22 protein-coding genes are annotated in these 26,629 nt (G+C 66.5%); 16 read left to right on the plus strand and 6 right to left on the minus strand.

Annotated features, from left to right (window positions below; all coding sequences use genetic code 11):
• Positions 1–57 precede the first annotated feature (57 nt).
• The 5 genes from FIV34_RS08040 to FIV34_RS08060 are packed head-to-tail and all read left to right on the plus strand — an operon-like array spanning position 58 to position 5,275.
• Complete coding sequence (locus FIV34_RS08040; protein ID WP_139981384.1) at positions 58–318, plus strand: LapA family protein; 261 nt, start codon at positions 58–60, stop codon at positions 316–318.
• Positions 315–1,487 carry a lipopolysaccharide assembly protein LapB gene (gene lapB / locus FIV34_RS08045; RefSeq protein WP_139981386.1) on the plus strand — a complete coding sequence of 391 codons (1,173 nt, stop codon included), beginning with the start codon at positions 315–317 and terminating at the stop codon, positions 1,485–1,487. Before FIV34_RS08040 ends, lapB begins: the two co-directional genes overlap by 4 nt.
• On the plus strand, positions 1,484–2,521 hold the full coding sequence (locus tag FIV34_RS08050) for an MraY family glycosyltransferase (protein WP_139981388.1): 1,038 nt from the start codon (positions 1,484–1,486) through the stop codon (positions 2,519–2,521). Before lapB ends, FIV34_RS08050 begins: the two co-directional genes overlap by 4 nt.
• Positions 2,508–4,406, plus strand: a complete 1,899-nt coding sequence (locus FIV34_RS08055) for a polysaccharide biosynthesis protein (RefSeq protein ID WP_139981390.1) — start codon at positions 2,508–2,510, stop codon at positions 4,404–4,406. Before FIV34_RS08050 ends, FIV34_RS08055 begins: the two co-directional genes overlap by 14 nt.
• Complete coding sequence (locus FIV34_RS08060) at positions 4,403–5,275, plus strand: UTP--glucose-1-phosphate uridylyltransferase (protein ID WP_139981392.1); 873 nt, start codon at positions 4,403–4,405, stop codon at positions 5,273–5,275. The genes FIV34_RS08055 and FIV34_RS08060 overlap by 4 nt, the downstream gene beginning before the upstream one ends.
• Positions 5,276–5,305: 30 nt before the next feature.
• Here FIV34_RS08060 and FIV34_RS08065 read toward each other — a convergent pair whose 3' ends face one another.
• Positions 5,306–6,883 (minus strand): amidase, encoded by a 1,578-nt coding sequence (locus FIV34_RS08065; RefSeq protein ID WP_139981394.1) that lies wholly within the window; start codon positions 6,881–6,883, stop codon positions 5,306–5,308.
• Between the two features lie 112 nt (positions 6,884–6,995).
• Between FIV34_RS08065 and FIV34_RS08070 the strand changes: the two genes are divergently transcribed.
• Both FIV34_RS08070 and FIV34_RS08075 read left to right on the plus strand, forming a co-directional pair.
• A complete protein-coding gene (locus FIV34_RS08070) occupies positions 6,996–7,691 on the plus strand; it encodes a c-type cytochrome (RefSeq protein ID WP_246058781.1) in 696 nt (231 codons plus the stop codon).
• Between the two features lie 4 nt (positions 7,692–7,695).
• Entirely contained in the window at positions 7,696–8,916 is a 1,221-nt protein-coding gene (locus FIV34_RS08075; RefSeq protein ID WP_139981398.1) for a cytochrome c, read from the plus strand.
• On the opposite strand, the gene FIV34_RS08080 is transcribed toward FIV34_RS08075, so the two are convergent.
• Positions 8,889–9,419 carry a mismatch-specific DNA-glycosylase gene (locus FIV34_RS08080; protein ID WP_139981400.1) on the minus strand — a complete coding sequence of 177 codons (531 nt, stop codon included), beginning with the start codon at positions 9,417–9,419 and terminating at the stop codon, positions 8,889–8,891. The two genes, FIV34_RS08075 and FIV34_RS08080, sit on opposite strands and share 28 nt — an antisense overlap.
• Before the next feature lie 72 nt (positions 9,420–9,491).
• On the opposite strand from FIV34_RS08080, the gene FIV34_RS08085 reads away from it, so the two are divergent.
• Both FIV34_RS08085 and FIV34_RS08090 read left to right on the plus strand, forming a co-directional pair.
• Positions 9,492–10,589 (plus strand): mechanosensitive ion channel family protein, encoded by a 1,098-nt coding sequence (locus FIV34_RS08085; protein WP_246058782.1) that lies wholly within the window; start codon positions 9,492–9,494, stop codon positions 10,587–10,589.
• Positions 10,590–10,623: 34 nt separating this feature from the next.
• Positions 10,624–11,178 (plus strand): DUF1003 domain-containing protein, encoded by a 555-nt coding sequence (locus FIV34_RS08090; RefSeq protein ID WP_139981402.1) that lies wholly within the window; start codon positions 10,624–10,626, stop codon positions 11,176–11,178.
• Between the two features lie 74 nt (positions 11,179–11,252).
• Here the strand turns inward: FIV34_RS08090 and typA are convergent, their stop codons facing one another.
• Positions 11,253–13,097, minus strand: a complete 1,845-nt coding sequence (gene typA / locus FIV34_RS08095) for a translational GTPase TypA (RefSeq protein ID WP_139981404.1) — start codon at positions 13,095–13,097, stop codon at positions 11,253–11,255.
• Between the two features lie 127 nt (positions 13,098–13,224).
• Positions 13,225–15,435, minus strand: coding sequence for a pilin (locus tag FIV34_RS08100; protein WP_139981406.1), 2,211 nt, complete (start codon positions 15,433–15,435; stop codon positions 13,225–13,227).
• A gap of 123 nt (positions 15,436–15,558) precedes the next feature.
• On the opposite strand from FIV34_RS08100, the gene FIV34_RS08105 reads away from it, so the two are divergent.
• From FIV34_RS08105 to FIV34_RS08130, 6 genes are all read left to right on the plus strand, one after another.
• Positions 15,559–16,329, plus strand: a complete 771-nt coding sequence (locus tag FIV34_RS08105) for a hypothetical protein (RefSeq protein WP_139981408.1) — start codon at positions 15,559–15,561, stop codon at positions 16,327–16,329.
• Positions 16,330–16,371: 42 nt separating this feature from the next.
• Positions 16,372–18,120 (plus strand): 3-hydroxybutyrate oligomer hydrolase family protein, encoded by a 1,749-nt coding sequence (locus tag FIV34_RS08110; protein ID WP_139981410.1) that lies wholly within the window; start codon positions 16,372–16,374, stop codon positions 18,118–18,120.
• A gap of 130 nt (positions 18,121–18,250) precedes the next feature.
• Positions 18,251–18,757 carry a peptidylprolyl isomerase gene (locus FIV34_RS08115; protein WP_139981412.1) on the plus strand — a complete coding sequence of 169 codons (507 nt, stop codon included), beginning with the start codon at positions 18,251–18,253 and terminating at the stop codon, positions 18,755–18,757.
• 96 nt (positions 18,758–18,853) lie between these two features.
• Positions 18,854–20,053: an aminotransferase class I/II-fold pyridoxal phosphate-dependent enzyme gene (locus tag FIV34_RS08120; RefSeq protein WP_139981415.1), complete on the plus strand. Its 1,200-nt coding sequence runs from the start codon at positions 18,854–18,856 to the stop codon at positions 20,051–20,053.
• Between the two features lie 52 nt (positions 20,054–20,105).
• Complete coding sequence (locus tag FIV34_RS08125; RefSeq protein ID WP_139981417.1) at positions 20,106–21,092, plus strand: malate dehydrogenase; 987 nt, start codon at positions 20,106–20,108, stop codon at positions 21,090–21,092.
• A gap of 96 nt (positions 21,093–21,188) precedes the next feature.
• A complete protein-coding gene (locus tag FIV34_RS08130; protein ID WP_139981419.1) occupies positions 21,189–22,163 on the plus strand; it encodes a cation diffusion facilitator family transporter in 975 nt (324 codons plus the stop codon).
• Positions 22,164–22,496: 333 nt separating this feature from the next.
• On the opposite strand, the gene gnd is transcribed toward FIV34_RS08130, so the two are convergent.
• Positions 22,497–23,501, minus strand: coding sequence for a phosphogluconate dehydrogenase (NAD(+)-dependent, decarboxylating) (gene gnd / locus FIV34_RS08135; protein WP_139981422.1), 1,005 nt, complete (start codon positions 23,499–23,501; stop codon positions 22,497–22,499).
• Between the two features lie 85 nt (positions 23,502–23,586).
• Complete coding sequence (locus FIV34_RS08140) at positions 23,587–24,549, minus strand: glutathione S-transferase family protein (RefSeq protein WP_139981424.1); 963 nt, start codon at positions 24,547–24,549, stop codon at positions 23,587–23,589.
• Between the two features lie 148 nt (positions 24,550–24,697).
• Between FIV34_RS08140 and FIV34_RS08145 the strand changes: the two genes are divergently transcribed.
• Positions 24,698–26,629: a M1 family metallopeptidase gene (locus FIV34_RS08145; RefSeq protein WP_170207541.1), complete on the plus strand. Its 1,932-nt coding sequence runs from the start codon at positions 24,698–24,700 to the stop codon at positions 26,627–26,629.

Below are 26,629 nucleotides of genomic sequence, written 5' to 3' on the forward strand. Positions count from 1 at the left end.
GTACGAATTCCAAACCGATCCATCCCCAGCCATTCATGATTCGGGTACAGTCGCCGGATGCGTCTGATCGCCATACTTTTCCTGCTCTTATTCGCCGCCGCCGGCATCGTCTTCGGCGCGCTCAATGCCGACCTCGTGCCCTTCGATTTCGGGTTCGCCCGTGGTTCCCTGCCCAAGGGCGGCACCATGCTGGCGTTCCTCCTCATCGGCTGGGTGCTGGGTGGACTCACCGCCTGGGTGGGCACCTCGTTTGCCCACCAGCGCAAGCGTCGCCGGGCCCTGGGCGATCGCAAGGTAGCCAGCGCGAAGACCGCATGAACCCGATCTGGTTGCTGGCCCTCGTCCCGCCCATCGCGTTTGCCTGTGGCTGGTGGCTGGCCCGCCGTACCGATGCCAAGCGCTCGGGTGCCCGGGTCAACGAGCTTTCTTCGGACTACTTCCGCGGCCTGAACTACCTGCTCAACGAAGAGCAGGACAAGGCGCTCGAGGTGTTCCTGCGCCTGGCCGAATACAACCGGGACACGGTGGAGACCCACCTGGCCCTGGGCAACCTGTTCCGCAAGCGCGGCGAAGTGGACCGCGCCATCCGCCTGCACCAGCACCTGGTCTCGCGCCAGGGCCTGTCCGATGAAATGAAGACGGTCGCCTTGCTGGAGCTTGGCGAGGACTACATGCGCGCCGGCCTGCTCGATCGCGCGGAAACGCTGTTCTCCGACCTCGTGGCGATGGATGCGCTGGCGCCTTCGGCGCTGCGCCACCTCATCGCCATCTACCAGCACGAGCGCGAGTGGCACAAAGCCATCGACCATGCCCGTCGCCTGGAAGCCATGACCAGCGAGGACGAGGCGGGGATGATCGCGCAGTTCTACTGCGAGCTCGCCGAGCAGTCCCGCCAGCATGGCGCGCGGACCGAAGCCCGGGACTACATCCGCGAGGCCTTCGCCTGCCAGAAGGACTGCGTGCGTGCCCACATGATCGCCGGCCGCCTGTCTTCGGAAGACGATGACATGCCGGGGGCCATCGCCTCGTACGAGGCCGCCATCGCCGCGGACATCGCCTTCGTTCCCGAGATCCTGCCGCCGCTGCTGCACTGCTATGCACGCTCGCAGCAGATGGACCGGGCCGAGGAGTTCCTCCGCGAGATCATGGTGCGCTACCACGGCATCTCGCCCGTGCTCGCGCTCACCCGGCTGTACGAAGGGCGCGACGGCGAGCGCACAGCCATCGACTTCCTCACCGGGCAGCTGCGCAAGCGGCCGTCCGTGCGCGGCCTGATGGCCCTGATCGACGCCACGATGGACAAGGTCTCGGGCGAGGCGCGCGAGAACTACCTGATCCTGCGCGACCTGACCCGCAAGCTGCTCGAAGGGCAGGCCATGTATCGCTGCAGCCGATGCGGCTTCGGCGCCAAGGCGCATCACTGGCAGTGCCCGAGCTGCAAGAACTGGGGCACCGTGCGGCCCATCCATGGCGTCGCCAACGAATGACCTTTACGCCCGCCAGCGCCGGATCCTTTGCCGCCGGTTGCATCGTCCTGGCCCTTCTTGTTTCCTTCGCCTGCGTGCGGATTGCCATCGCCTACGCGCAGCGCAAGGGTATGCTCGACGCGCCGGGTCACCGCCGCTCACACAGCATGCCCACCCCGCGCGGAGGTGGCATCGGCATCGTGGCTGGCGTGCTTGTCAGCATGCCCGCGGCCCTGCTGCTGATGACCCCATCGCCCGGGGCGGGGGTGGTCGCGGCCTTTACCGTGGGGGTGGTCGCCATCGCCGCCATCGGCTGGCTGGATGACCACGGGTCGCTGCCGATCCGGCCGCGCCTGTTGATCCAGCTGGGCGCCACGCTGCTGTTCTGCGTCGCCGTGGCCAGCCAGACCGCCAGCCTGTGGTGGGCGGCACCCCTGCTGGTGGCCGGGGTGTGGTGCATCAACCTGCACAACTTCATGGACGGGATCGACGGCATCGCCGCCTTGCAGGCAGGGTTCTTCGGCGTGGCTTCGGCCCTCGTCGCCGATACGGCCGGGGCCACCGGCATCAGTATCGCCGCCTGCGCCCTAGGCGCGGCGGCCGTCGGGTTCTGGTGGTTCAACCGCTCCCCGGCCCGCATCTTCATGGGCGACGTGGGCAGTGCCACCCTCGGCTTCATCGTGTTCGCCCTGACGGCGATGCTCTGGGCCTGGCGCAGCGACCTCCTGTGGCCTGAACTGATCCTGTCCTCGGCCTTCGTCATCGACGCGACTTTGACGTTGCTCGTGCGAATGCTGCGCGGTGCTCGCTGGTACACTCCACATCGCGAGCACCTCTACCAGTGGCTCGTAAGGCGGGGGCAGACCCATACCCGTGTGGCCAGTGGCTACCTGGTGTGGAACCTCTTCGTCTGTGTACCTGGCGCATGGATCGCGCTCCGCTATCCGGCGGCTGCTCCGATCTGTCTTGGGGTGGTCTACCTGCTGGGGGCGGCGGTCTGGCGTATTGGCAAGCGTTCGTGCTTGCGTCGAAGGGAGCGACATGTTTCTGCGTAAGTTCATTGGCATCATCCACCCCCGCACCGCGGTCGTTGCGCACGACCTGGCGATGGCGGCCTTTGCATGGTGGATTGCGAAATCGCTGCGCTACGCGCTGATGCCGGAGTCCGCGCCGGTCACCTACCTCCCGATGGAATTCCCGCTCGTCCTGCTGGTGCAGGGCGCGGTGTTCAACTGGACCGGGCTGTACAAGGGCGTATGGCGCTTCGCCAGCCTCCCGGACCTTTGGAACATCATCAAGGCCACCGTCATCGGTTCGCTGATCATCGGCCTGGCCATGGTCATGTACGCGCGCCTCGACGGCGTGCCGCGCTCGGTGCTGCTGGTGTACCCGGTGGTGCTGGTGGTGCTGCTCGGCCTGCCTCGGCTGAGTTACCGCTTCTGGAAGGACAGCCGGATCGATCTTTTCCAGTCCGTGCCGACCAAGCGCGTGCTGATCGTCGGCGCCGACCGCGCCGGTGATGCGCTGGCCCGCGACCTGCGCCGCGACAGCCGCTACAGCGTCATCGGTTTCGTCGACGACAACCTCGCCCTGCGCGGCGCGCAGATCGGCGGCGTGCCCGTGCTCGGCACGGTGGACCAGCTGGCCGAGCTGTCGAAGGCGGTGGCGGTACAGATGCTGCTGATCGCCGTGCCTGGTGCGACCACGGCGCAGATGCGCCGGATCGTCGCGTTCTGCGAAAGCACGGGGCTGCCGTTCCGCACGGTGCCGCGCCTGGAAGACGTGGTCGCCGGCCGTGCGCAGTTCAACGAGATCAAGGAAGTGGCGATCGAAGACCTGCTCGGCCGCGATGCGGTGGAGCTGGACTGGACCGCCATCCGCGAGACCATCAGTGGCCGCCGCGTGCTGGTCACGGGTGGCGGCGGCTCCATCGGTTCGGAACTGTGCCGCCAGGTGGCTCGCCTGGGCGCCGCGCAGCTCACCGTGGTCGAGATGTCCGAGTACAACCTGTACCGCATCGGCCAGGAGCTCACCTCCGCGTACCCGGAACTCATCTTCAACGGCGTGCTCACCGACGTCCGCGAATCGGTGGCCGTGAACCGCCTGTTCGAAGAGACCCAGCCGCAGATCGTGTTCCATGCCGCGGCGTACAAGCATGTACCCATGCTGCAGGGCCAGCTGCGCGAGGCGTTCCGCAACAACGTGCTTGGCACCCGCGTGGTCGCCGACGCCGCGGTGCGTTGCGGTGCGGAAACCTTCGTGCTGATTTCCACCGACAAGGCGGTGAACCCGACCTCGGTGATGGGCGCCTGCAAGCGCATGGCGGAAATCTGGTGCCAGAACCTCGCAGCGCATACCACTACACGTTTTATCACCGTTCGTTTCGGTAACGTGCTGGACTCAGCCGGTTCCGTGGTGCCGCTGTTCCGCCGGCAGATCCGCCAGGGCGGCCCGGTGACCATCACGCATCCGGAGATCTCGCGGTACTTCATGACGATCCCGGAGGCCTGCCAGCTGATCCTGCAGGCGGCCACGCTGGGCAAGGGCGGTGAGATCTTCGCCCTGGACATGGGCGACCCGGTGAAGATCCGCGACCTGGCCGAGCAGATGATCCGCCTGGCCGGCAAGCGCCCTGGTTCGGACGTGCAGATCGTGTACACCGGCCTGCGTTCGGGCGAGAAGTTGTTCGAGGAACTGTTCCACCCGTTGGAGAACTACACGAGCACCACGCACGCGAAAATTTTCCAGGCCCAGCACCGCCAGGTGTCATGGGATCTGCTGCAGACGCAACTAGGCCGGGCTGAAGAAGCCGTATGGGCCTTTGACGAAGAAACCCTGCGTCGGTGCGTGTCGCAGCTGCTGCCCTCGTTCCGCTGGAGCGAGCCGCAAACGGACAACGTGCTGCCGCTTCGCCGCAACGAAAGTGGAGACATCGCATGACCCAACCCCTGCGCACGGTGGTATTTCCGGTGGCTGGCCTTGGAACGCGCTTCCTTCCCGCGACCAAGGTGGTAGCCAAGGAAATGCTCCCGGTTCTCGACCGGCCCCTTATCCAGTACGCCGTGGATGAAGCCGTCGACGCCGGTGCCGACACGCTGGTGTTTGTCACCAACCGTTACAAGCACGCCATCGCCGACTACTTCGACAAGGCCTACGAGCTGGAAGAGAAGCTGGCGGAAAAAAACAAGGAAGAGCTGCTCGGCATCCTTCGCGGCATCCTGCCGCCGCGCGTCCGCTGCGTGTTCGTGACCCAGCCCGAGGCCCTCGGCCTGGGCGATGCGGTGTTGCGTGCCAAGGCCGTGGTCAACGAGGAATACTTCGGCGTGATGCTGCCGGATGACCTTATCTGGACGAAGGGCCGTGGCGCCCTGGGTCAGATGTCCGACCTGGCCTACAAGGAGCACGCCGGCGTCATCGCCGTCGAGGAAGTGCCGGAAAACGAAACGGACAAGTACGGCGTGGTGAAGCTCAGCAGCGAGATCAACGATCGCTCCGGCCGTATCGAGCACATGGTGGAGAAGCCGAAGCCGGCCGATGCACCCTCGAACCTTGCCGTCGTCGGCCGCTATGTGCTGCCGCGCGAGATCTTCGGTTTCCTGGAACGCACGCGGCCGGGTGCCGGTGGCGAGATCCAGCTCACCGATGCCATCGAGAACTTGCTGAAGGACAAGGGCCAGGTGCTGTCGTACAAGTTCGAAGGCACCCGCTTCGACTGCGGCAACAAGGCCGGCCTGGTCCGCGCCACCCTGGCGATGGCGCTGGAAGATCCCAAGCTCGCTCCCATCGTTCGCGAATACGCGGCGAAGTAACGAAAAGAGCCCGCGAAAGCGGGCTTTTTTTTAGCGTACCGGCAACGTCGGCAGGAACTTCGGCCGCTGGAACGCATTGGCCTTCTGCTCCACGCCGTAGGCGATGGCGATCAGCGTGGGCTCGCTCCACTTCGCACCAAAGAACACGATGCCCACGGGCAGTTCGTGCGCAAATGAGACGGGCAGGGTGATCGACGGATAGCCGGCGATGGCGGCCGGTGCGGAAACACCGCCGACGGTAGGATCGCCGCTGACCACATGGTCGCCAAGGACGAGGTCGTTCACGAAGGCCGGGCCCCAGCTGGGTGCCACGAGCGCATCGAGATGATCCTTGGCCAGCGCCGCGTCGATACCTTCCGGGCCTGCAAGTCGCTTGTTCTTCTCGACGATGTCCTTGTACGTCGGATCATCCAGGCCGCCCTTTTCCTGGGCCATCAGGAACAGCTCCTGGCCGAACCACGGCATTTCCTGGTCCTTGTGCGCGTCGTTGAAGGCGATCAGGTCGGCCAGCGTTTTCATCGGCTGGTTCGGGCGGTTGGCCAGGTAGGCGGCGATGTCGTGCTTGAACTCGTACAGCATGACGTCCAGTTCGTGCTCGCTGAGTTCCTTCAGGTGCGGGATCTCGACGTTGTCGACCACCGTGGCACCCTGGGCTTTCAACAACGCCATGGTTTTTTCCAATGCAGCGTCGGCGTTCGGTTCGATGCCGGCGAGCTGGCGGACCACGCCAATGCGCTTGCCGCGCAGCGCGTTCGGGTCGAGGAACTTCGTGTAATCGGTGGCGTGCCGATCGGCGTCTTTCGTCGCCGGGTCGGACGCATCGCTACCGGCGATGGCGCTCAGCACCGTGGCGGCGTCGGCAACGCTGCGCGCCATGGGCCCCGCGGTGTCCTGGCTGTGCGAGATGGGGATGATGCCCGTGCGGCTGACCAGGCCGACGGTGGGCTTGATGCCGACGAGGCCGGTCATCGAGGCGGGGCAGATGATCGAGCCGTCGGTCTCGCTGCCGATCGCCACCGTCGCCAGGCCTGCGGCCACGGCCGAGCCCGAGCCCGCGCTGGAGCCGCAGGCATTGCGGTCGAGCACGTAGGGATTGAGGGTGAGCCCGGCACGCCCGGTCCAGCCACTGGTGGCGTGGTTGGAGCGGATGTTCGCCCATTCGCTGAGGTTGGTCTTGCCGAGGATCACGGCGCCCGCCTTGCGCAGCCGTGCGGCCACGCCGGAATCCTTCGGCGCCGTGGAGCCCACCAGGGCCAGCGAGCCGGCGGTGGTCTGCATGCGGTCGCCGGTGTCGATGTTGTCCTTGAGCAGGATGGGGATGCCCGCCAGCGAGCCCTTGCCCTTGCCGTTCGCCTTCCCCGCGATGGCGAGCGCGTCGGGATTGGTTTCGAGCACGGCGTTGACCCTGGGGCCCGCCTTGTCGATGCGCGCGATGCGGTCGAGGAAGAGGGTGGTGACGCCGGTCGGCGTCAGCTCGCCGCGTGCGTAGGCCTGCTTCAGCGTGGCGATGGAGGCGAAGGCATCGTCTTCCGTGGCGTCGCGCGCCTGGACGGCGAAGGGCAGGGCCAGTGCGAGTGCGACGGCGAGCGTGCGGCGATGCTGCGGCATGAGATGTCTCCCCCGAGGTGTCCACCGATGGTAGCCACGGCGGCCACGCGCTGGGAAGGGCCGTGAAGGCATGGCTATACTGATGCGCCCGAGGTGTGGCCCAGGGGAGTGCATGATGCGTCGTTCGTTGCGGTGGATCGTATGGTGGTTGTGCCTGCCCGTCGCGGCGCTGGCCCAGGATGCCCCTCCGGATACGCTCGTCCAGCGCATCGCCGCCTGCGCCAGCTGCCACGGCACGCACGGCGAAGGCGGCAACAACGCCTTCAACCCCCGCCTCGCCGGCAAGCCGGCCGGTTACCTGCTACGGCAGATGCAGGATTTCCAGAAAGGCCTGCGCCACTACGAAGTGATGGAATACATGGTCGCCCCACTGGACGAGGCCTACCTGCGCGAGATCGCCGGGTACTTCGCCAGCCAGGAGGTGCCGTATACGACGCACCCCACGCCGCGCATGCCGGTCACTGCCGCCGCGCGCGGCGAGCAACTGGCCACCCGGGGCGACCCCGCGAAGGGCGTCCCGGCCTGCATGGCCTGCCACGGCCCCGAGCTGACCGGGGTGCAGCCGGACATCCCTGGCCTGGTCGGCTTGCCCTACGACTACATCAGCGCGCAGCTGGGCTCGTGGCGGACCAACACCCGCAACACGACGGCGCCCGACTGCATGGCCACCGTGGTCAGCCACCTGACCGACGCGGATATCAGTGCCGTCTCGGCGTGGCTGGCTGCCCGGCCCGTGCCGCCCGATGCCCACGCGGCACCGGCGGGTAGCGTGACGCCGCCGCTGCGCTGCGGCGTGCTGGGAGGCTGAGCCGATGAAGACCCTGATCGCTCGTCTCGCCTTCACCGCGTTCCTCATGGCCACCGCGGCACACGCCGACGACGCCGTTGAGCGCGGCCGCTACCTCGTCACCGCCGGCGACTGCGCGTCGTGCCACACCGCGCGCAACGGCAAGCCGATGGCCGGTGGCCGCGTCGTGCCCACACCGTTTGGTGCCATCCCGTCGCCCAACCTCACGGCCGATCACGCGACGGGCCTGGGCGACTGGAGCGCCGACGACTTCTACCAGGCGCTGCATGCCGGCAAGGCGCACGACGGCACGTCTCTGTACCCGGCGTTCCCGTTCACCTCGTACACCCGGGTGACGCGCGCTGACAGCGACGCGATGTTTGCGTACCTGAAGTCACTCCCGGTCGTGCGTAACCCCAATACGCCGGACACGCTCCGCTGGCCCTACCGCATGCGCTCGCTGATGGCGACGTGGCGGCTGATGTACTTCGACGAAGGCGAGTACCAGCCGGACCCGAAGCAGTCAGCGCAGTGGAATCGGGGTGCCTATCTCGTGCAGGGCCTGGGCCATTGCAACGAATGCCACGCGAGCCGCAACAGCTTCGGCGCGATGGTCAGCGATCCGTTCCTCGCTGGCGGCGTCATCCCCGTGCAGAACTGGTACGCGCCCGATTTGTCGATGGGCAGGGAAGGTGGCCTCGCCGGCTGGAGCGAAGCCGACGTCGTGGCCCTGCTCAAGACGGGCCGTTCGTCGAAGGGCACCGCCCTGGGCCCGATGGCCGAGGTGGTGCTGAAGAGTACGCAGCACCTCACCGATGCCGACCTGGCCGCCATCGCCGTTTACCTGAAGGCGTTGCCGGACCGCGCGCCGCGGCAGCAGCGCGGCAACGCGGTGGATGCGGAAACCGTCGCCCAGGCCGGGCAGAAGGTGTACGCGCAACACTGCGCCGATTGCCACGGCGCCGACGGCCGCGGCAAGGGCGACGCGTATCCACCGCTCGATGGCAACGTCACCGTGCGCGACCCGATCGGCATCAATACGATTCGCGCCGTGCTGTCAGGCGGTTTCGCTCCCGCCACGGCATCGAACCCGCGACCGTACTCCATGCCGCCGTTCTCGCAGACGCTCAGCGATGACGATGCCGCCGCCGTGGTGACCTACATCCGCCATGCGTGGTCCAACCGCGCATCGTCGGTATCGCCCAACGATGTGCGCGCTTATCGCACTGTGCCCGGCGGACTCTGAAGCACGTCGCGCGCCATCGCCTGCCAGACGTCGAGGTCCCAGCTGCCTCGCGCCTGGCCCGAGGGCGAGGGCAGTACCCATGTGCGCGCACCGGCAAACGCCACGGCCTGCGGGCCGACGGTGATGCGTTTGCCGAGGGCGGCCATGCCGGCCTGCTTGCTGGTGAAGGCCAGCACGCGCGGTGAGACCTGTTCGATCTTCGCTCGCAGCGCGTCCACGTCGAACGCATCGCGCGGCAGCTCCGAATCGTTGCCGTGGTGGAATTTCGCGAGGTCGGTAAAGCCGATGCCGAAGCCGGCCATCAACGGAAATTCGGCAGGCGACAGCAGGCGCGGCGTGAGCCCCACCGCATGCACGGCCCGCCAGAACATGTTGCCCGGATGCGCGTAATACGCACCGTCGCGTGCGGAGCGCGTACCGGCGGCCGTGCCGCAGAACACGAGGCGCAGCCCGGGCTGTAGCAGATCGGGAAGGATGGGGTGCACGGTATCGGCATCGCTCATGGCGATGACTTTAACCGGGATTTGATGCGCCACAACAAAGTGTCGACATGCCGGCCGTTAGGGTGAGTGCCCATGAACTCTCCTGACTGGATGCCCGACATCACGCATCCGTGGACGCGTTTTGCGCTGGTGGTGATCATCGCGCTCGTGGCCGCGGGCCTCATCCACCGCGCAGCGGATGTGTTCCTACGCCGCCTGGCGTTGCGCCACCCGATGGGCGCCAGCATCGTGGCCAGGGCGAACACGCCGCTGGAGGCGATCGTTCCCCTGGCGATGGTGCTGCTGGCGTTCCGCGTCGCACCGGATGAACCGGCGCGCCTCATCGACGGCATGGAGCACCTGCTGGGCGTGTGCCTGATCGGCGCCTGCACATGGTTCCTGGTTCGCTGCATCGGCGCGGTGGAAGCCACGGTATCGCGCTTCAACCCCATTGACCTGGAAGACAACCTCCGTGCGCGCCGCCTGCAGACGCAATCGCGGGTGCTGGCGCGCACGGGCATGGTGGTGACGGTGGTGCTTGGCGTCGGCGTGGCGTTGATGACGTTCCCCGCGGTTCGTCAGTTCGGCGCCAGCCTGCTGGCATCCGCGGGCATCGCCGGCATCGCGGTGGGCCTCGCCGCCAAGCCCGTCCTCGGCAACCTGATCGCGGGCATACAGATTGCGCTTACCCAGCCCATCCGCCTCGACGACGTGGTCATCGTTGAGGGCGAATGGGGCAGGGTGGAGGAAATCACCAGCACCTACGTCGTGGTGAAGATCTGGGACGAGCGGCGGATGATCGTCCCGCTGCAGTACTTCATCGAAACCCCGTTCCAGAACTGGACGCGGACGTCCTCGCAGATCCTGGGTTCGGTGTTGCTGTGGTTCGACTACGGCCTGCCGCTGGAGCCGCTAAGGGCCGAGATGGAACGAATCTGCAAGGCCGCGCCGGAGTGGGACGGGCGGGTGATGGGCATGCAGGTGGTCGACAGCAATGACAAGGGGATGCAGGTACGCGCCCTCGTAAGTTCTTCGAATTCAGGCAAATCGTTCGATTTGCGCTGCAAGGTGCGGGAAGGCCTCATCGCCTTCGTCCGTCGCGAATTCCCCGGCTATCTGCCACGGCTACGTGGCGATATCGATCGCGAGCAAGCGCGCTCCTACAAGAGCGGGGTGGGGGCGGCGGTATAGTGTTCGCCGTTAGGCACACTGCCCGGAGCACCCCATGGCCACTATCCCGCCCAGCCCTGAACACGCCGCCCACCGCTGGTTTGCCAAGGGCCTCGATGACCTCGGCCACGCTGAGCGCCATCTGCTCGACCACCTGATGCAACGCAAGCTGGTGGCGGAGAACATCAACGAGGCGTTCCGCGATGACATGAGCTTCGGCGAGCGCCTCGCGGACAAGGTCTCTCGCTTCGGCGGCTCGTGGACCTTCATCATCGTGTTCGCGGCCATCCTGGCGGCGTGGACGGGCCTGAATTCCTACATCCTGCACCGGCCGTTCGATCCGTACCCGTACATCTTCCTCAACCTGCTCCTGTCGATGCTGGCCGCGATCCAGGCGCCGGTGATCATGATGAGCCAGAACCGCCAGGCGGCGAAGGACCGGATGGATGCGACGAACGACTACAAGGTGAACCTGAAGGCCGAGATCGAGATCATGGGCCTGCACGAGAAGCTGGATCAGATGCGCAACGACCAGCTGGAAAAGATGCTGATGAAGCAGCAGGAACAGATCGACCTGCTGCTGAAGCTGGTGCGTGAACAGGGCGAATAACGCGACGCTGCCACGCGACGCGCATAAAAAAAGCCCGGCGTTCGCCGGGCTTTTTTGTTACCTGCGAGCGGTGATTAGCCGCGCGAAGCCTTCTTGCGATCGGCTTCCGTCAGGTGCTTCTTGCGCATGCGGATTTCCTTCGGCGTGACTTCGACCAGCTCGTCGTCGTCGATGAAGTCCAGGGCCTGCTCCAGCGTGAACTTGGTGGCCGGGGTCAGCTGGATCGCGTCGTCCTTGCCCGAGGCGCGCATGTTGGTCAGCGGCTTCGGCTTGATCGCGTTCACGGTCAGGTCGTTGTCCTTCGCGTGGATACCGATCAGCTGGCCTTCGTACACCGAATCACCTTCGGCGGCGAACAGCTTGCCACGCTCCTGGAGCGGCCCAAGCGAGTAAGCCGGGGTGTTGCCCGGGGCGTTCGCGATCATCACGCCGTTCTGGCGCTTGGCGATCGGTGCCGGGGTGTACTTGCCGTAGTGCTTGAACACGTGGAACAGCAGGCCGGAACCCTGGGTGAGGGTCTTGAACTGGTTCTGGAAGCCGATGAGGCCACGCGCCGGGATTTCATACTCGAGGCGCACGCGACCCTGGCCGTCGGAGACCATGTTCTTCAGGTCGCCCTTGCGGATGCCGAGGCGCTCCATCACGCCACCCTGGTGGATCTCTTCGATGTCGATCACCAGCTCTTCGATCGGCTCCATCTTCTCGCCGTCGACTTCCTTGAGGATGACTTCCGGACGCGACACGGCCAGCTCGTAGCCTTCGCGACGCATGTTTTCGATCAGCACCGACAGATGCAGTTCGCCGCGGCCCGAGACCAGGAACTTGTCGGCGTCCGAACCGTCTTCCACGCGCAGGGCAACGTTGTGCACCTTCTCGCGGTCCAGGCGCTCACGCAGCTGGCGGCTGGTGAGGAACTTGCCGCCGGAGAGATCCTTGTTGCCGACGAACGGCGAGTTGTTGACCTGGAAGGTCATGCTGATCATCGGCTCGTCGACGCTCAGCGCGGGCAGCGCTTCCGGGGTATCCAGGGCGGTGACGGTGTCCGAGATGGTCAGGTCGGCAATGCCCGAGATGGCGACGATGTCGCCGGCTTCGGCCGTGTCCTGCTCGATGCGCTCAAGGCCGAGGAAGCCGAGCACCTGGACGACCTTGCCCTGGCGCTTCTTGCCGTGACGGTCGATGACCGACACCGGCATGCCCTTCTTCAGGGTGCCGCGCTGGATGCGGCCGATGCCGATGACGCCGACGAAGTTGTTGTAGTCCAGCTGGCTGATGCGCATCTGGAACGGGCCTTCCGGATCCACGTCCGGCTTCGGCGCGTGCTTCATGATCGCTTCGTACAGCGGGGTCATGTCGCCTTCGCGCACGTTCTCGTCCAGCGAGGCGTAGCCGTTCAGCGCCGAGGCGTAGACGATCGGGAAATCCATCTGCTCGTCGGTGGCGCCGAGCTTGGCGAAGAGGTCCCACACCTGCTCGACGACCCACTCCGGACGCGCGCCCGGACGATCGACCTTGTTGACGACCACGACCGGCTTGAAGCCCATCGCGAAGGCCTTCTGGGTGACGAAGCGCGTCTGCGGCATCGGGCCGTCCATCGCGTCGACGAGGATCAGCACGGTGTCGACCATGGACAGCACGCGCTCGACTTCGCCGCCGAAGTCAGCATGTCCCGGGGTGTCGACGATGTTGATGCGGTTCTTCGCACCCGTCTTCTTGTCTTCCCAGGTGATGGCCGTGTTCTTGGCCAGGATCGTGATGCCACGCTCCTTTTCCTGGTCGTTCGAATCCATCACGCGCTCGGCGAGCACGGTGCGCTCATTAAGCGTGCCCGACTGCTTCAGCAGCTGGTCGACGAGGGTGGTCTTGCCATGATCGACGTGGGCGACGATGGCGATATTGCGGAGGAATTCGATGGACATGCGTCGTGCACCGGCTTCACAGCCGGGCGGCCTCTTTGGGATGGGAAGCCGCCGATTATAAAGACTTTTTCAAACTTTCGCATGACGGCGCCGGGGCCCGGTCTCGGACCCCGGCGCGACGCGCCCCTCAGGGCTCGATCGGAGCGTCCCGGCAGGCCTCCGGAAGGTCCTTTTCCTGGATGCCTTCGGCCGAGCAACGCCACGCAATGGCCTTGCCCGTGACCTCGGGCGTCAGCACGACCTGGCCCCCGGCGAGCTTGGCGTTGGCCTTGTGCGGCGGGGTGCTGTCGAAGGTCGCCGTGATCTCGCCGCCCGGGCCGATCTCGATGCTGCCGAGGTAGTCGTTGCCCAGGCTCTCCGGGGCGCCGAGGCCGGCAGCGGCGTTATTGGCCGGGAAACGGCCGGAGGCCAGGCGGCGCTGGGCCACGGCGGCCTTGACCGGCTCCAGGCCGTCGAGACCGTGCTGGACGTCGGCCCGGATCATGTACTCCTGGTACTGCGGGATCGCCACGGCCGCCACGATGGCGGTGACCGCCACGGCAGCGAGGCCGCTGCTGCCCGTGCCGACCAGCTCGACGGGCGACTGCTCGTAGGTGACGGACAGGCCCAGGGTGTCCTTGTCGGCTTCGACCCCAGCGCCGACGACGCCCTTGTCCGGCAGGCCAAGCGTGTGGGCCGAGGGCAGGGTGCTGATATCCGGGTTGGAGCCCGTGGCACCGCCGATGAACTGCAGCAGCGACAGGTACAGGTAGTACGCATCGCGCTGGGCACCGTGGGTGGTGGCCGTGAAGCCGAGCACCGTCCGCTCGCCCGGGTAGGCGCGGGCCTTGAACCACTCATCCAGCGAGGTATCCGGCTTGGCAGCGGCACGGTCGGAGAGGGCCTGCGGCACCTTCGCGAACACCGCCCAGTCACCTTCCTCGGTCCACCAGCTGCGGCCGCCAAAGCGGTCGACCATCTGCATGAAGCCGCGCATGGCCGGCGGGGTGTTGGCCGGCAGGTCCGCGGCGGACTGGCCTGGCACCTGCAGCCAATGGACGTCGGTGCCGTCGACCGTCGCCGTGCCCGTGGCCCAGCCGTTCGGCTTGTTCTCTTCGATGAACGCGTGCCAGGCCTTCCAGTCGCGGACGCGGGTGGCGTAGAACAGGCCGGCATCATCGGAGAAGGCCACGGTCTCGGGGCCAAACCACGCCAGGTAGCGTTCCGGATCGAAATGAAAGCGTCTGGCGAAGTGCGCCACGCCTTCGTGGAACTTCTTCGCGCCGTCCGGCCCGAAGTCGAGGTTGAGGTTGCCCTCGAACGTCTTCCAGGTCTCGGCGGTGGGCGAGGCGATGGTGAGCGCCCAATGCGGCTCGCCGACGGATTTCACCGTGGGCGAGAACGAGCTGGGCGCGACGTACTGCAGCAGGCGTGCCTGCGGCGAATGCACCAGTAACTGGAACTGGCCGCGGCCATGGACCGTACCGGCGCCGAAGGCGATGGCATCCGCCTTGGAGGCGAAATCGGCCGGCAGCTTGCCCAGCGGCGAGTCGCCGGTCTGGGCGGCGGCCACGGCGCCCACGCCACGTACGGTAATCCAGCCGAAGAAGCCTTCGCCCGAGGTATCGATGCGCGATTCCAGCGAGGTCAGCAGGGCCGGTGCCGTGCTGGCGCTCGCCTTGTTGATATCGGTGATGAGCGCGGCGAGCGCGGTGTTTTCCTCCGCCGCCTCCGCTCCCGCGCTGCGCAGGGTGCCGCTGATCCACAGGCGATGCTGGGCGAGGTCGTAATGCACGGTACCCATGCCGCCTGCGAGGCGGCCGTTGCCCTGGGCATCGAGCGGCGCGGCGAGTAATGGCTGCTCACCGCCGAGGCTGGCCAGGCGCGCGTTGAGGGCGTCGATGGAGGCGAAGTCGAGCGCTGCCGTCATCACGGCGCGCGACGCGGGCGAGGGAATGCCCACCGGGTCGATCAGCGCGACTTCCACGGGCGAACGCAGGTCGCCGAGCAGCAGGTTCACCACCGGCGCGGCCTTCAGGTCGGCCAGCAGTTTGTCCCTGGCGATGCCGTCACGGATCCGTGCGATGGCATCGAGATGCGCCTTGGTCGACAACGCGGCATCGAGCGGCCGGCCATTGGGCACAGCGTTGAGCATGCCCCAGGGCGACGGGATGCGAACGTAGGCGACCGTCTGGGCCGGCAGGTGCTGGCGCAGCCAGGCCGGCGACGACAACGCGGCCTGGGCGGCGGCGACGGCGTGCGGATCCGCCTTGGCGGCTTCGTCTTTCTTATGGCAGGCCACGAGGCCCAGCGCGGCGGAAATGGCTGCGGTGAGCAGCACGGTACGACGGGCAATCATTGCTCGGTATCCCCTGGGTTCATCCGGCTCCTGCCGGGAACCGGAGCATAGCGTGCTGTGCCGCCGTGTGCTGTAGGGGTTTTCTCAACTTATGATGGGCGCTTGCCTAACAGGAAGTGAGTCATGCGTCTTAAGGGACTAGCGCCGTACGTCGCTGTATTCATCGTGCTGGCTGTGTCGAATGCGTGCGTAGCGCAGACCATGCCGGGCTCCGCCGCCTTTATCCAGCGGGCGGATGTGGTCATCGCCGCGCAAGGTGAGTCCGGTCAACCGCTCCCGGTCTCGGACCCGCGCGTTCAGGCTCTCATCGTCGTGGCGTCGGATCACGCGGTGTACGGTGATGTGCCGCTCACCGGGCAAGATGTGCCCCGCGTTGCGGAAGTCGCGCTCAGAAGTGCCAGCCTGCTGCGCACCTACATGCTCGACACGTCTCCCGCGCCCGGCTCGCCTGACCCGCAGGAGCAGCCGTTGACGAACATGCGCCGTTATCAGGACGTGATATTTCCGCTCATGACGCTCTCCGTCTACAGCGGGGCGCATAGCCTCTCGGCCATGGAGTTGGCGTTGGCATCGATGCCCGAGTCTCAGCGTCCTGGCGCGATGCCAGGTTTGCGACAGGTGCGCCAGGGCATGGCGCAGATGCTCGCCGGCGTGCTTCGCCTGCCGCCGGATTCGGTACTTACCCCGGCCCACCGTGCGGCGTTGCTCGCGGCAGCCTCGGAGACGGCCCCGGTCGTGGCCTCATCGCTGACGCTTAAGCAGAGGGAAGACGTATTCCGGATGGCTTTCCGTGCGACACGAGTGAATCCGTCCGATGAGCGCGACATGTTCGAAAAGATCGAGCACGCATTCGAGAGTAAAGAGTGTGTTGGGCTGTGTGCCTATCCGGACTGACACAGGTATCGTGCACGCAACTCGACGGACGGGTGATACCCAGTGACCGATGCGTTTGACCCGGTGCGAATCACCGACCATCGCGGTGCCGACGACCTGCTCAGTGCGGGCCTCGGTCTGCGCAAGCTGTCCGGTGGATTGAGCGCGTTCGTGAATCCGCTCGCGCCGACGCCTGCGGAACTGCGCAGGCGGGCGATCCAGAGCAGCTGGCGGGGGATTGCCGATCTCGGTCCGCTGGGCGGCTTTGGCAGTGTCTACGGCGCGGTGCCGGATGTGCCAGGGCGCGAGTTCACCGCCTTCGCCTGGTTGCCCGGCGCGCGCCAGCCCCACCGCGTGCTCGCGCAGGTACCGGATGCCTTTGATCGCGAAAAACGCTGCCTGGTGGTGTCGGCGTCGTCCGGATCACGCGGTATCTATGGCGCGATCGGGCTGGCGGGTGCGTGGGGTTTGCCGCGTGGCTGCGCCGTGGCCTACACCGACAAGGGCACGGGCGCGGGCTATTTCGACACGGCTGACAGGACCGGCGTCGCCCTCGACGGCATGCGCGTTAGGGCAGGCGAGGCGGCGCTGGAATTCGAGCCCACGGGTGCCCCGACTGATGCGGGTATCGCGACGAAGCATGCCCACTCGGGAGATCACCCCGAGGCGGACTGGGGGCGCCATGTCCTGCAGGCCGCACGCTTCGGCCTGGCGATGCTGGATCGCGCCTTTCCGGAGGAGGCGCCGTTCACGCCGCAGAACACGCGCATCATCGCCACCGGCATTTCAAACGGCGGCGGTGCCGTGTTGCGGGCAGCGGGCGATGACGTCGACGGGATCCTCTCCGCGGTGGTTGCCCTGGAACCGAATATCCACGTGCCGGGGCACGGCCGGCCGTTTTACGACTACGCGACGGAAGCGGCGGTTCTGCTGCCTGCCGCGCTGGCCGCTCCCGACTTCGATGGCGTGCCGTTCGCGCGGGCGGGCGTCGTCATGCCGCCGGCGTGGGCGCTGCGCGGCGCCGCGCTGGGCGCGCACGGCCGGCTGCGCGGATTCACGCCCCAGGCGCAGGCCTCGGAGGCGCTGGCGATGCTTCGCGCCTCGGGTTGGCGTGACGAGGCCTTGAAGGTGGCTGCGTCGTCGGCGGCGCTGGACCTCTGGCGCTCGGTCTCCGTGGCCTATGCTTCGTCCTACCTGAGGCGGGGGCCGGGCGACATGCCGTGCGGCTTCTCGTACCGCGTCCAGCACCCGGCTGGTGTGGCGACACCCGCCGACGCCATGCTCCGTGTCGCGTGGTGGGCCGATGGCTCCGGTGTGCCGCCGCACGCGGGCATCACCCTGATGGGCGGCACGGACCTGTCGCTGGACCCGACCTTGGCCGGTTGCCTGTGCCTGCGGGACTTGTGGACAGGGAGCGGGGCGGATGCGGTGGCGGTGGGCGAGGCCGTGGCGGCGACGTCGGCGGCCCTTCCGCGGGAGGGTCTGCCTGTGTTCGTGGTCCACGGCACCGAAGACGGCCTGATCCCCGTCGCATTCAGCTCCGAACCCTACGTCGACTGGCTCCGCGCCTCGGGCCGCTCCCCGGTATTCTGGAACGTCCCCCACGCCCAGCACTTCGATGCCTTCCTGGCCTTCCCGGATTTTGGCGACCGCCACGTGCCCCTGCTGCCGTTCGGCTATGCCGCCCTGGACCGCGCCTGGGAGCACCTGGCGACGGGCAGGGCGCTGCCTGAGGACGCGCTGGTGCGGGATGCCCAGCCCCGTGGGCCCGGGGTACTCACCGCCAGGACCCTTGGCCTGCCGCCCGGATAATCTGCGATTCATCACGCGCTGCCGCTTGAACTCTTTGGCCCGGGGCGCCATCTTCGGTAGCCTTGCATCCCCCCGAAGGCCCGGCGCGGAAGGCGTTTGGCCCGACTATCAACGTGTTACAGGAATCAAAATGACCATCAATGTCACCATGAAGACCAACAAGGGCGACCTCCACCTGCGCCTGCACGACGACAAGACCCCGGTTACCGTGGCCAACTTCGTGAACCTGGCCAAGCGTGGTTACTACGACGGTCTGTCGTTCCACCGCGTCATTGCGGACTTCATGGTCCAGGGCGGCTGCCCCGAGGGTTCGGGCCGTGGCGGCCCGGGCTACAAGTTCGGCGACGAGTTCGACGCCAGCCTGAAGCACGACAAGCCGGGCATCCTGTCCATGGCCAACGCCGGCCCGGGCACCAACGGCTCGCAGTTCTTCATCACCCACGGCCCGACCCCGTGGCTGGACGGCAAGCACAGCGTCTTCGGTGAAGTGGTGGGCCCGGCCGACCAGGCCGTGGTGGACGCCATCCGCCAGGACGACACCATCGAGAAGGTGGAAGTCAGCGGCGACGTGGACGCCCTGCTCGAGAAGCAGGCCGCCCAGGTGGCCAAGTGGAACGAGGTGCTGGACGCTCGCTGAGCCTCCCGCCCGCTCCGTTGACGAAAACGCCGCCTCCGGGCGGCGTTTTCGCATGTTAAAGTAGCGGCCTTTGTTCCGTCCCCCGACGAGGAAACGATGCCGCAGCTCGCCACGCGAATGGGTCGCGCCAAGCCCAGTGCGATCATGGTTATTGCCGAGAAGGCCAAGCGCCTGAAAGCCGAGGGGCGAGACATTGTCAGCTTCTCGATCGGCGTCCCCAATTTCCTCCCCGGCGAGCACGTCTACGCCGCCGCCCGCGAGGCGCTGGCGAAGGATTCCGGCCAGTACGGCAGCAACCGCGGTGCGGATGCCCTGGTCGATGCCTTCCTGAAGCACATCGAGGCCCTGGGCCTGACCGGCTACGGCCGCGAGAACGTCAGCACCGGCGTGGGCGCCAAGCAGATTCTCTACAACCTGGCCGAGGCCCTGCTGGACGAAGGCGACGAGATCGCGTTCCCGGCTCCGTACTGGACCAGCTACCTCGACATCGCCGAGATCGTCGGCGCGAAGATCAACATCCTGCCGTGCCCGCCCGAGCAGCACTACAAGCTCACCCCGGCGCAGCTGGAAGAGGCCCTGAAGCGCAAGCCGCGCGTGTTCCTCTTCAACAACCCCTCCAACCCCACCGGCATGGTCTACACGCGCGATGAAATCGCCGCGCTGGCCGATGTCATCGTGAACTACCCGGATACCTGGGTGATCACCGACGACATCTACAACACCATGGTGTTCGACGGCGTGAGTTACCACAACTTCGTGCACGTCCGCCCGGAACTGAAGAGCCGCGTGATCTTCGTCGATTCGCTGTCGAAGACCTACGGCATGCCGGGCTGGCGCGTGGGCTTCATCGCCGCGCCCGCCGAAGTGGCCAAGGCCGTCACCACGCTCAATTCGAACCACATCACCAGCCTGCCGGAAGTCGTCACGGCCGCCGCCGTGGCCGCACTGGCCGGCCCGCAGGATGTGCCGGCGCAGAAGTGCGTCGAGTTCGCCGCCAAGCGCGACCGCGTGTACAACGCGCTGGTGTCGATCCCGGGCGTGGTCTGCCCGCGTCCACAGGGCGCGTTCTACGCGTTCCCGGATATCTCCGTGGCCTTCGGCAAGCAGCACAACGGCGTCGCCATCAGCGATGACGTCAGCTTCTGCGCCGCGCTGCTGGAAGCCAAGGGCGTGGCCTGCGTGCCGGGCTCGGCGTTCGGCGAGCCGCGCGCGCTGCGCATTTCCTATTCCTGCCCGGATGAGGCGCTCGACAAGGGCATGGCCCGCATCGTCGAGTTCTTCGCCGAGCTCACCTGATCGTCTGTCCAAGATACGTCTGTCCAAGCGGAATTCCTGAAGGAGTCGAAAGATGAAAGCACCCGTTCGCGTTGCCGTTACCGGCGCAGCCGGCCAGATCGGCTATGCCCTCCTGTTCCGTATCGCCGCTGGCGACATGCTGGGCCCGGACCAGCCGGTGATCCTGCACCTGCTCGAAATCACCCCGGCGCTGCCGACCCTGCAGGGTGTGGTGATGGAGCTCAACGATTGCGCGTTCCCGACGCTGGCTGGCGTGGTCGCCACCGATGACGTGAACGTCGCCTTCAAGGACGTGGATTACGCCCTGCTTGTCGGCGCGCGTCCGCGCGGCCCGGGCATGGAGCGCAAGGACCTGCTCGAAGCCAACGGCGCCATCTTCGGCCCGCAGGGCAAGGCCCTGAACGACCACGCCAAGCGCGACGTGCGCGTGCTGGTGGTCGGCAACCCGGCCAACACCAATGCGCTGATCGCCCAGCAGAACGCCCCGGACCTGGATCCGAAGTGCTTCACCGCGATGGTCCGCCTGGACCACAACCGCGCGCTGTCGCAGCTGGCCGAGAAGACCGGCACGCATTCGACCGACATCAAGAAGCTCACCATCTGGGGCAACCACAGCTCCACCCAGTACCCGGACCTGCACACGACCACGGTCAAGGGCAAGCCGGCGCTGGAGCAGGTCGACCAGGCCTGGTACGAGGGCGACTTCATCCCGACCGTGCAGCAGCGCGGCGCGGCCATCATCAAGGCCCGTGGCGCCTCGTCGGCCGCGTCGGCTGCGTCGGCCGCCATCGACCACATGCGTGACTGGACCCTGGGCACCGCCGAGGGCGACTGGGTCTCGATGGGTATCCCGTCGGACGGTTCGTACGGCATCGAGCCGGGCGTGATCTTCGGCTACCCGGTAACGGTGAAGGACGGCAAGTACGCGATCGTGCAGGGCCTGGCGATCAACGCGTTCTCGCAGGCGCGCATCGACGCCACCAACAAGGAACTGCGCGAAGAGCGCGCTGGCGTGGAGCACCTTTTCGCCAAGAACTAATCGGGCGAAACGGGTTCCATCCCACGGAAAGGCCGCGCTGCGAAGCGCGGCCTTTTCTTTTACCCCTTGCACACGGGCGACCGCCGACCATGCGCCATGGCTGCTGAAAAGACCTTCGTCGTCTACGTGGCCCTTGCGGCCAACCTTGGCATCGCCGTGGCCAAGTTCATCGCCGCCGGGCTGACGGGCAGTGCCGCCATGTTGTCGGAGGGCGTGCACTCGCTGGTCGATAGCGTCAACGAGGTGCTGCTGCTCTACGGCCTGCGCCGTTCGCGCAAGCCCCCCGACCGCCACCACCCGCTGGGCTACGGGCGCGAGCTGTACTTCTGGAGTTTCATCGTGGCGCTGCTGGTGCTGGCGCTGGGTGCCGGCTTCTCGCTGTACGAGGGCGTCAACCACATCATCGCGCCCGACCCGCTGCGCGATCCCACCGCCAACTACATCGTGCTGGCGATCGCCGCGGTCTTCGAAGGCAGCTCGTGGTACCTGTCGCTGAAGAGCGTGCAGCGCCGCAAGGGCCGCATGGGGTACTTCGAGGCGTTTCGCGGCAGCAAGGATCCCACGACGTTCACCGTGCTCTTCGAAGATAGCGCCGCGCTGCTCGGCCTTGCCATCGCCGGCCTGGGCGTTTATCTATCGCACGCCTTGCATGAGCCCCGGCTCGACGGCTGGGCCTCGATCGGCATTGCCGTTGTCCTCGCCCTGGCCTCGGCGCTGCTGGCGCGTGAAAGCAAGGCGCTGTTGATCGGCGAGGCGGCGACGCCGCACCTGCTGGAAAAAGTGTGCGCAATCACGTCGAAGGTGCAGGGCGTGCGCCGCGTGAACGGCATGCTGACCCTGCAACTGGGGCCGGACCAGGTATTGGTCGCGGTATCCACCGAATTCGAGGACAACCTGACCACCGGGGCGATCGAGGATTGCGTGCGGCGCATGGAGGCCGCGACCCGCGACGCGAAGCTGCCGATCGTGGCGCTGTTCGTGAAGCCGCAGACACCCGAGCAATGGAAGGCGAGGGTAGCGCGACAGGACCACCCCCTCGAAGACCCAAACAACGACTGGAACACCTTGTAGGATCGCGCTCGCGCGCGACGACCGGGCACTTACGGGCTTCACGAGAGCGCTGCTCTCGATGGAGTGAGGAAGCTGCGGATGGTCAGGCCCTTGGGGCCGCTGAACGCAACGGTGTTCGCGATGGCGGGGCCTACGGCCCGGTCCGGAGGTCCGCGTCTGGCGGCCCCAAGGGCCTGCCCGCCTCCGACCCCGACAAACCGCCAGCGTGAGGCGGCGTAAGCCGCCAGTCACATGCATTCGCGAAGCGAATGAACCAATTTCGATGGGCGCGCGGGGCCTTAGTCCACGCGCGACGGGGCAAAAAAAAGCCCCGGGATCGCCGGGGCTTTTTGATTACGAGTGCTCGCCTTCCTTCGGCGGCTTGCCACGGCCTTCGACGTGACCGCCAAAGCCCATTCGCATCGCCGAGAGCAGGCGCTCGGCGTAGGTGTGGTCCTGACGCGAACGGAAGCGTGCAAAAAGCGCAGACGTGAGCACTTCGGCCGGCACGGCTTCTTCGATGGCCGCGTTGACGGTCCAGCGGCCTTCGCCCGAATCGTTGACGTAGCCGGAATAGTTGTCCAGCTCCGAACCCTTCGCCAGCGCGCTAGCGGTCAGGTCGAGCAGCCACGACGACACGACGCTGCCGCGACGCCAGACTTCGGCGATGTCGGCCATGTCGAGGTCGTAGCGCTCGTGTTCCGGAAGGAAGTCCGCGTTGCGGTTCTTCAGGATGTCGAAGCCTTCCGCGAACGACTGCATCATCCCGTACTCGATGCCGTTGTGGATCATCTTGACGAAATGACCGGCGCCGGCGGGGCCGGCATGCATGTAGCCCTGCTCGACGCGCGGGTCACGGCCATCGCGGTCTTCCGTGCGCGGGATGTCGCCAGCGCCCGGGGCCAGGGTCTTGAAGATCGGATCGAGGTGGTCGACGGTCGGCTTGTCGCCGCCGATCATCATGCAGTAGCCGCGATCCAGGCCCCACACGCCGCCGGAGGTGCCGACGTCCACGTAGTGGATACCCTTCTGGGCCAGTTCCTTGCCGCGGCGTGCGTCGTCCTTATAGAACGTGTTGCCGCCGTCGATGATGATGTCGTCCTTGCCCATCAGGCCAGCCAGCTGCTGGACCGTGGCTTCGGTGATTTCACCGGCGGGCAGCATCACCCACACGGCCTTGGGCGAGGGCAGGGCCTGGACCAGGGCTTCGACGGAATCGACAGCCTGGCTGCCGTCCTTTGCCAGCGTGGCGCGGGCATCGGCGCTCACGTCATAAACGACGGTCTCGTGGCCGTCCCTCATAAGGCGGCGGGCGATGTTGCCGCCCATGCGGCCCAGACCAATCAAACCGATTTTCATGCGTGGGGTCCTCGTGGGAATCATCGTGGGGAATATGCGGCTGTCCGTGGGGGATACAAGATATACAAACGGATGAGACGCCCCGTCAGGGCGGTGCCTCAAAGTCGATATCCGGCCCGAGGGGAACGATCCCCGTGGGGTCCAGCCACGGATGGCTCAGGTAATAGTGCTTTTTGATGTGCCCGAAGTCGACCGTTTCGTGGATGCCCGGCGCCTGATAAAGCGCGCGCGTATACGCCCATAGGGCCGGATAGTCGACGATCCGGCGGATATTGCACTTGAAGTGGCCGTGGTACGCGATGTCGAAGCGGAGCAGGGTGGTGAACAGCCGCCAGTCCGCTTCGGTCAGGTGGTCGCCACACAGGTAGCGATGTTCGGCAAGGTGCAGCTCCAGCCAGTCCAGCGTCGCGAAGAGCGGGCGCAGGGCCTCCTCGTAAGCCTCCTGCGTGCTGGCAAAGCCGGCCTTGTACACACCGTTGTTCAACGTGTCGTAGATCCGCTCGTTGAAGGCATCGATCTCGCCGCGCAACGCTTCAGGGTAGTAATCACCACGATGGGCGCCCACGCCATCGAACGCGCTGTTGAACATGCGGATGATGTCGGCCGATTCGTTGCTGACGATGGTGCGACGCTCCTTGTCCCATAGCACCGGCACCGTGGCCCGGCCCGACACCGCGGCGTCGGCCAGCTGGTAAAGCTGGTGGATGTATTGCACGCCATTGACGTCGTCAGGCACCACGCCGTCACCGGCCTCGAAGGTCCAGCCCTGCGGGCCCATCAGCCAGTGGGTGACGGAAAGGCCGATCATCGCGTCCAGGCCCTTGAGCGCCCGGAAGATCGTGGTGCGGTGGGCCCAGGGGCAGGCCCGGGCAACGTAGAGGTGGTAGCGGCCCGGTTCGGCCTTGAAGCCGCCTTCGCCGGTGGGGCCGGGCGCGCCGTCGGCGGTCACCCAGTGGCGGAATCGCGAGGTTTCCCGCTCGAAGCGGCCGCCGCTCTTGCCCGTGTCGTAGCCCGTTTCGGTCCAGCGCCCGTCAACCAGCAGTCCCATCGGCCATGCCTCACGTGGATATCGGGCCATGATGCCGCCGGCGGTGGGAAGATTTTGTCACGCGGCACCGGCGACCCCTGACTTCCGGCACGGTAGGGCGTTGGCACGGGCACGGGTAGTCTCCTTCGGTCGTCCCACGAGCTTTCCCATGAATTCCACCTTCCGCCTTACCCTGGCCGGCCTGGCCATCGCGACCACGCTAGGCGCCACCGCCGGCACGTTCGATCCGCGCGAAACCTTCGCCCCGTTCACCTATCCGCAGGCCGTCAATGCGTATCGCTCGGGCAGCGGCATGCCCGGCCCGCTGTTCTGGCAGAACCGCGCCGACTACGACCTGTCCGCCACGCTGGACCCGGTGAAGAACACCATGGTCGGCAAGGCCACCATCCACTACACCAACAACAGCCCGGATGCGCTTGGCGTGCTTTGGCTGCAAATGGACGAAAACCGCTTTACCGAAGACGCCCGCGGCAACTTCACCGGCGACAAGGCGGAGAAGCGGCACACGGACGGCTACCGGATCGCCTCGGTGACGGTGAACCAGGGTGGCAAGGTGGCGAAGGCCGCTTACGTGGTGGCCGATACGCGGATGCAGGTGCGCCTGCCCGACGCCGTCGCGGCGAAGGGCGGCAAGGTCGATGTCACCATCGAATATTCTTACGACATCCCCGGTGACTTCGGTGGCCGCACCGGCTTCGATCCGTCGAAGAACGGCAACATCTACGAGATGGCCCAGTGGTACCCGCGCATGTGCGTGTACGACGACCAGCGCGGCTGGGACACGGCGCCCTACCTCAACAGCGAGTTCTACCTCGAGTACGGCGACTTCAGCTACGCCATCACCGTGCCGTCGAACATGATCGTGGCCGGCTCGGGCGAGCTGGTGAACCCGGAAGACGTGCTGACGAAGACGCAGCAGGAACGCCTGGCCAAGGCCCGCAACAGCGACGCCACCGTGATGATCCGCACCGCGGAGGAAGTGACGCAGCCCTCCAGCCGGCCGAAGCAGGGTGGCACGCTGACCTGGAAGTTCCGCATGCAGAACACCCGTGACGTCGCCTTCGGCGCCTCCACGGCGTATGTGTGGGATGCCGCGCGGATCAACCTGCCCGAGGGCAGGAAGGCGCTGGCCATGTCGGTGTATCCGGCCGAGAGCGCGACGGCGAAGCTGTGGGGCCGCTCGACCGAGTTCATGAAGGCCTCGGTGGAACACTTCTCCACCAAGTGGTACCCGTACCCCTACCCGGTGGCGATCAACGAAGGCGGCAGCGCGGCCAGCGGCATGGAATACCCCGGCATCGTGTTCGATCCCGCCGAGGCGCCGGCCAAGCCGCTGCACATGGTGACCGCGCATGAAATCGGCCACACCTGGTTCCCCATGATCGTGGGCAGTGACGAGCGCCGCAACGCGTGGATGGACGAGGGCTTCAATACCTTCATCGACGTGTACGAGATGGACGCCTTCAACCACGGCGAGTTCGGCCCGAAGCGCGATGGCGAGTACGCGCCCAAGGGCGGCAACCCGGTGGATGGCATCCTGCCCCTGCTAGCCGACGCCGATGCGCCGAGCCTCCTTATGGGCGCGGACATGGTGAAAGAGAAGTACCGCCACCCGGCCACGTACTACAAGGCCGCGCTGGGCCTGGTGTTGCTGCGCGAGGAGATTATCGGGCCGGAGCGCTTCGACCCCGCCTTCCGCAAGTACATCGCCACGTGGGCGTACAAGCACCCGTCGCCGTCGGACTTCTTCCGGCTGATGGAGAGCGAAGCGGGCGAGGACCTGGGCTGGTTCTGGCGTGGCTGGTACGCCAACAACTGGCAGCTCGACCTGGCGGTGAGCAAGGTTGACGGCCAGGTGGTGACCATCGAAAACCGCGACCAGCTGGTGATGCCGGCGACCCTGCGCGTGACGTTCGACGACAAGACCACGAAGGACATCCGCATCCCGGTGGAAACCTGGCAGCAGCACAAGACGTTCGACGTGAGCGTACCGGGTAGCCACAAGGTGGTGGCGGCGGTGATCGACCCGGACCACAAGGTGCCCGATCGCGACCGTTCCAATAACAGCTGGCCTCGCTGA

This window comes from Luteibacter pinisoli, from assembly GCF_006385595.1.
Classification (GTDB): domain Bacteria; phylum Pseudomonadota; class Gammaproteobacteria; order Xanthomonadales; family Rhodanobacteraceae; genus Luteibacter; species Luteibacter pinisoli.